General features: G+C 57.5%; 4 protein-coding genes. 3 read left to right on the top strand and 1 reads right to left on the bottom strand.

The genetic code is table 11. From position 1 onward, the window contains the following. Positions 1 to 192: 192 nt before the first annotated feature. The gene (locus tag HMPREF6485_RS12420) at positions 193 to 2,643 is read right to left on the bottom strand and encodes an FAD-dependent oxidoreductase (protein WP_044126113.1); all 2,451 of its coding nucleotides are present in this window, start codon (positions 2,641 to 2,643) and stop codon (positions 193 to 195) included. Between the two features lie 282 nt (positions 2,644 to 2,925). On the opposite strand from HMPREF6485_RS12420, the gene HMPREF6485_RS12415 reads away from it, so the two are divergent. The 3 genes from HMPREF6485_RS12415 to HMPREF6485_RS12405 are packed head-to-tail and all read left to right on the top strand — an operon-like array spanning position 2,926 to position 6,737. Continuing rightward, positions 2,926 to 4,641 (top strand): glutamine--tRNA ligase/YqeY domain fusion protein, encoded by a 1,716-nt coding sequence (locus HMPREF6485_RS12415; protein WP_004346918.1) that lies wholly within the window; start codon positions 2,926 to 2,928, stop codon positions 4,639 to 4,641. Positions 4,642 to 4,680: 39 nt separating this feature from the next. Continuing rightward, complete coding sequence (locus HMPREF6485_RS12410; RefSeq protein ID WP_004346917.1) at positions 4,681 to 6,108, top strand: tetratricopeptide repeat protein; 1,428 nt, start codon at positions 4,681 to 4,683, stop codon at positions 6,106 to 6,108. Then, complete coding sequence (locus tag HMPREF6485_RS12405; protein ID WP_004343249.1) at positions 6,105 to 6,737, top strand: DedA family protein; 633 nt, start codon at positions 6,105 to 6,107, stop codon at positions 6,735 to 6,737. The genes HMPREF6485_RS12410 and HMPREF6485_RS12405 overlap by 4 nt, the downstream gene beginning before the upstream one ends. The last annotated feature ends 48 nt before the right edge of the window (positions 6,738 to 6,785 follow it).

Here is a 6,785-nt window from a genome sequence, read left to right as displayed (position 1 = left end):
GCTTACGCTCAAGGCACTTCTCCCTTTCACTCCTTTTTTCGCTATCGCTCAAGGAACTTCTCCTTTAACTCCTGCTGAACTTGTGAAAGTTCAGTCATTTATCATTTCATCGGAATCAAAGCCCCCACCCAGCAAGTCCGCACGGGGTATCCGGGGCTCCCCTCCTTCGGAGGGGTTGGGGGAGGCCCCCCTTTATATAAACAAATTCACATTAGCCTGCTCGGCCCGCTCCATATAAGTAGCCACGCCCCCTATGGTCACGCCGTCGAGCAACTCCTCCTGCACGATGCCCATCATGTCCATCGACATCTGACAGGCGATAAACTCCACCCCGTTGTCGAGAGCCTGCCGGCGCATTTCTTCAAGCGAATAGATGTTCTTGGAGCGCATGATGTAGCGCATCATCCGGTCGCCGATGCTCAGCATACTCATCTTCGAGAGTTTGAGCCGCCGCGAGTCGGAGGGCAGCATCCAAGAGAACATACGACCGAAGATGTCTTTCCTGACGGCCGGCTTGTGCTCTTTCTTGATCACGTTGAGCCCCCAGAAAGTGAAGAAGATAGACACCTTGCGGCCAGTGGCCGCCGCCCCGTTGGCCAGCACGAAGGTGCCCAGTGCGCGGTCGAGGTCGTCGCTGAACATGATGAAAGTCTTGTTCCGTTCCCCGGCAGCCGCTGCGACCGGAGCCTGCGGTGCCCCCTTGCGGATGATGACCGTGTGGCGGCCTCCCTCGGCATGGGCAGCCTCGACGCTATTGCCCGTGGAGGCACACCACGCCCGCGCATCGCGGGGGAATCCGGCATCGGTGGCCGTCACCTCCACGCAGTCGCCCTCGGCCATCGAGTCGACCGCCTGCTTCAACTTCATGATGGGGCCGGGACATTGCAGTCCACAGGCATCAACCCTGATGATGCCCGGCTGCGGGGCTCCCGTGGCCGGCGGAAGCAGCGTGCCGCAATTCTCGGCCGCACCGCACGCCCCGGACCTGCTGTTCACGACGGGCTGCGTGGCCAACTGATAGGTCTTGTAGCCGCCCGAGAGGTTGCGCACATCCTTGAAGCCCCGGCCCATGAGGATGCGCTGTGCGAGGTAGCCGCGCAAGCCCACGGCGCAGAAGAGCACCACAGGACGGTCGGCCGGAATCTCGCCAAGACGCTCCCGCAGGTCGTCAAGCGGAATGTTGACCGCTCCGCGGAGCGTGCCAAGGGCATACTCCTCGGGGGTGCGCACGTCGACGAGCGTCACCTGCGAGCGGTCGAGCGCATCTATCTCGCGCCACCACACGATGGGCATCGCCCCACTGATGATGTTACGGGCCGTGTAGCCGGCGATGGCAATGGGGTCTTTAGCCGACGAGAAAGGCGGCGCATAGGTGTGCTCGAGACGGATGAGATCGTCCACCGTGCCCCCTTGCTTGATGACGAGTGCCGCCTCGTCGATGCGCTTGTCCACGCCCTCGTGGCCCACGCACTGGGCCCCGTAGAGCTTGCCCGAGACGGGGTCGAAGGTGAGTTTGGTGGTCAGCATGAAAGAGCCGGGATAGTAGCCGGCATGTGACGGCGAACAGGTGATGCTGCTGCGGTAGTCGATGCCCTCCTGCTTGAGACGCTTGGCAGGCAGACCGGTGGAACCCACGGTGAGGTCGAACACCTTGGCGATGGATGTGCCGATGGCCCCTTCATACTCTGTATGGTTGCCAAACACCATGTTGTCGGCCACGATGCGCCCCTGACGGTTGGCAGGATTGGCCAGATAGTTGAGCCACGGTTGCCCGGTGAGCGGATGGGCAAACTCGATGGCGTCGCCCACGGCATAGACATCCGGGGCCGAGGTTTGCAGATAGCTGTCCACGCGGATGCCACGGCTGCCGAGGGCGATGCCTGCAGAGGCGGCCAACTCGGTGGCCGGGCGCACGCCAATGGAGAGCAACACGAGGTCGGCCGCGATGCGTTCGCCCGTGGCGAGACACACGGCAAGACGGCCGTCGGCCTGCTCAAAACGCGCCACGCCCTTGCCTAAATAGAGGTCTACACCCTGCCCCATCAGTTCGCTATGCACGTGCGAGGCTATCGAGAAGTCTACGGGTGCCATCACTTGCTGCGCCATCTCCACCACCGACACCCGCGCACCGGCGGCATGGAGGTTTTCGGCCATCTCCAGTCCGATGAATCCACCGCCCACCACCACGGCCTCGCGCACGCTGTGGGTGTCAAGATAGGTCTTGATGCGGTCGGTGTCGGCCACATTGCGCAGGGTGAAGATGCCCTCAAGGTCGATGCCCGGCAGGGGCGGACGCACGGGAACGGCCCCCGGCGAGAGCAGCAGGCGGTCGTAGGTCTCGGTGTATTCCGACCCGTCGCGGCGGCGCACGGTCACAGTCTTGGCGGCGGTGTCGATGGCCGTGGCCTCATTTTCCACGCGCACATCAATGTTGAAACGCCGCCCGAACGACTCAGGAGTCTGCACAAACAACTTCTCGCGCTCGGCGATGGTGCCACCTATATAATAAGGTAGACCGCAGTTGGCGTAGGAGATGTACTTCCCTTTCTCTATCATCACGATTTCCGCCTGCTCGTCGGCACGCCTGATACGGGCGGCAGCGGTGGCTCCTCCGGCCACTCCACCTATGATTAAATGCTTCATATATAATGCTTTAAGTTTATATTCTAATGGAAACTTTTGCAAAAGTACATATTCTTTTCGACACCAACAAGTTTCCAATAGAAAACAATCGGTTTTATAACTGAATTTAACAACCGACCACACTTTGCCTCCCCTCCATCGGCTGTGACTGCCACCGATGGCCTCCACGGGCCGCCGGGCACAACGGATGGCACACGAGGAAGTAAAAATAAAAGAAGTTTTATTTTGTTCTTCACGCAAATTGCTGTAACTTTGCAGACATAATATATATAAGGTACATTTATGGCAGTGACAGAAGAAAAACTGAACGAAGAGAAAAAGAGTCTGAGTTTCGTGGAACAGTTCGTTGAAGAAGACCTTGCCGCAGGGAAGAACGGCGGACGAATCCAGACCCGTTTCCCCCCGGAACCCAACGGATACTTGCACATCGGACACGCCAAGGCCATCTGCATGGACTTCGGTGTGGCAGAAAAATACAACGGGGTGTGCAATCTGCGGTTTGACGATACCAACCCGAGCAAGGAAAACAACGAATACGTGGAGAACATCCTGCACGACATCTCGTGGCTGGGCTTCAAGTGGGGCAACATCTACTATGCCAGCGACTACTTCGAGCGGCTGTGGGAGTTTGCCGTATGGATGATCAAGCAGGGCAAGGCCTACGTGGACGAGCAGACCTCGGAACAGATAGCCCAACAGAAAGGTACGCCCACCACGCCGGGCACGGCATCGCCCTATCGCGACCGCCCCGTGGAGGAGAGTCTCGCGCTCTTCGAGCAGATGAACACGCCCGAAGCCGTGGAAGGCTCGATGGTGCTGCGTGCCAAACTCGACATGGCCAACGCCAACATGCACTTCCGCGACCCCATCATCTACCGCATCATACAAACACCCCACCACCGCACGGGCACGAAGTGGCACACCTATCCCATGTATGACTTCGCCCACGGGCAGAGCGACTACTTTGAGGGCGTGACCCACTCCATCTGCACGCTGGAGTTTGTGCCCCACCGCCCGCTCTACGACCTCTTCATCGACTTCCTGAAGGAGATGGACGGCACGGCGGACAACCTCAAGGACAACCGCCCAAGACAGATAGAATTTAACCGCCTGAACCTGACCTACACAGTGATGTCGAAGCGCAAGCTCCACACGCTGGTCGACGAACATCTCGTGAGCGGATGGGACGACCCGCGTATGCCCACACTGTGCGGTATGCGTCGCCGCGGCTATTCGCCCGAAAGCGTGCGCATGTTTATCGACTCGATAGGCTACACTAAGTTTGACGCGCTCAACGACATGGCGCTGCTCGAAGCCAGTGTGCGAGAAGACCTCAACAAGAAGGCCTGCCGGGTGAGCGCGGTGATGAATCCCGTGAAGCTTGTCATCACCAACTATCCCGAAGGACAGACCGAGGAAATGGAGGCGGTGAACAATCCCGAAAACGAGGCCGACGGCACGCACAGCATCACTTTCTCGCGCAATCTCTGGATAGAGCGTGAAGACTTCATGGAGGATGCACCCAAGAAGTTCTTCCGCATGACACCGGGCAAGGAGGTGAGACTGAAGAATGCCTACATCGTGAAGTGCATCGGATGCACAAAAGATGCCGAGGGGAACATCACCGAGATTCAGGCCGAGTATGACCCGCAGAGCAAGAGCGGACTCGAAGGAGCCAACCGCAAGGTGAAGGGCACGCTCCACTGGGTGAGTGCCGGCCACTGCCGCAAGGCGGAAGTGAGGGTCTACGACCGGCTGTTCAATGTGGAAAATCCTTCGGCCGACGAGCGTGACTTCCGCGAATTGCTCAATCCCGAGTCGTTGCACGTGTATGACAACTGCTACGTGGAGGAATATGCTGCCGGGAAGAAGCCGGGAGAATACTTGCAGTTCCAGCGCATCGGCTACTTCATGGCCGACCCAGACTCCACGACCGACCACCTCGTGTTCAACAAGACCGTAGGTCTGAAAGACACGTGGGCCAAACAAAATAAGTAAAACTCAACCCTCCGGAAGCATCCGGAGGGATAAAAACACATGCGGACAGACGAATATTTCGACACCGGTGAGTTCAAGGAGATGCTCCGGCGCTACGAACAAAGCAGGGCGGCAGGAGAAAGTATCTACCTCGAAGCGGACGACCTGACTGACATCGCGGAATACTATCATGCCAAAGGGAGGCTCGACGAGGCCCTTGGTGCGATAGACTATGCTCTCGAACTCTTTCCGGGGGCCACGCTGCCGCTGGTGTTTCGTGCCCGCATCGCACTGATCAAAGAGCAGGACGCAGAAAAGGCACGCCGACTCATCGACCGGGTGGATGAAACGGACGACCCGGACTACATTTACATGGCGGCTGAGATAATGGTCTTCCAAAAGCGGGAAAAAGAGGCCGACAGGTTTCTCACGGAACAATATGCCATGCTCGACGACGAGGAAGAACAGGTCGACTTCTGTCTTGATGTGGCCACGCTCTTTGCCGACTACGAACTCTTCGCGCTCGCTGACAAGTGGCTCAAGCGATCGGGGGCCGACAAAGCCGACTCCGACTATAAGGATCTCTCGGCACGCATCGCCCTCAGCAAGGGCAACACCGAGTACAGCAAGCGCATCTACAACGAACTGCTCGACGAGAATCCCTACTCCACGCACTACTGGAACCAGCTGGCCACGTCGCAGTTTCTGGAAAACGACTATGCTCACGCCATCGAAAGCAGCGAGTTCTCGATAGCCATCGACCCTACCGATCCGGATGCACTCCTCAACAAGGCCAATGCGCTCTTTGCACTGGGCAACTGGGAAGAGGCACTTGAATACTTCGACCGCTATGCCCGCCTGGAGCCTGACGACGAACTGGGCTATATGCTCAAGGGTATCACCTTGCTCACACAGGGACGCGAGAAAGAGGCACTTGAGCAGTTGCGCATGGCCGAGAGCCGGGCAAAAGCAGACTCTCCCAATCTCACGGAGATATACAAACAGTTGGCTTTCGTGCTGAGTCACTTCGGCAAACAAAAAGAGGCTCTTGGCTATATCGGCCGGATGGAGGAACTGATGGGGATGGAGACAAGCGAACTACTGGTGTTGAAAGGCCATGTGCTGCTCGAAAACAAACAGCTGCGTAAGGCACTGGTCTGTTTTGCCAAAGCCATGCAGATGGCGGAAAACGACCTTTCGGTGTTCCTACACGTGGCCATGTCGGTCTATGACAATGGCTATCCCGACACGGCGAAGGGCATGTTTGAGAAGATATTGGAGGCCGACGGCAACGAAGCAGGCGACATAGCTTGTGCCTATCTGGCACGGTGTGCCGAGGCTAAAAACGACATGGAAACCTTTCTGCACTATCTCAAGGCATCCGTGGAACGTAGTCCGCAGACCACGCGGCAAGTGCTTGGCGACCTCTTTCCGGAAAGTCTCAATCCGGAAGATTATTACCATTATTTCATAGAAAACAAACAATGAACTGGATTACCTCCCTATTGGGCAACCTCAACTACGGCACCATATTCCTCCTCATGCTCCTTGAGAGCACGGTGATACCCGTACCTTCGGAACTCGTGGTGTCTCCCGCAGCCTATCATGCGGCCGGTGGCAATCTTGACATCTGGCTCGTGGTGCTCTTCGCCACGCTCGGAGCTGACGTTGGCGCGTCCATCAACTACGCTGCCGGCTACTGGCTCGGCCGCCCCATCATCTATAAGTTTGCCAACAGCCGGTGGGGACATCTCTGCCTGCTCAACCAAGAGAAGGTGGAGAAGAGCGAGAAATATTTCTACGACCACGGTGTGGTGGCTACGCTGACGGGCCGTCTCATCCCGGGCATCCGCCATCTCATCTCCATTCCGGCCGGTCTGTCGAAGATGCACTATTGGAAGTTTCTGCTCTACACCACGATCGGTGCGGGGGCATGGCACAGCATCTTGGCCATATTGGGCTGGTGGTTGCACACCTTTGTGCCCGAAGACCAGTTGGTGGATAAAATCAATGAGTATGGCGAATACATCAAATACGCCATCCTTGGGCTGACGATACTTGCCGCCGTTTATTTCACGGCCAAATGGCTGTTGAAGAAAAACAGGCAACGCGCATAAGTCCGCGAGACACCCTTATTACCCTCTTTAACGCAACAACGCCCTCCG

Origin of the sequence: Segatella buccae ATCC 33574 (assembly GCF_000184945.1) — a bacterium.
Lineage (GTDB): Bacteria > Bacteroidota > Bacteroidia > Bacteroidales > Bacteroidaceae > Prevotella > Prevotella buccae.
The sequence above is the reverse complement of the archived record's forward strand: the minus strand, read 5'-3'. Positions and strand labels throughout refer to the sequence as shown.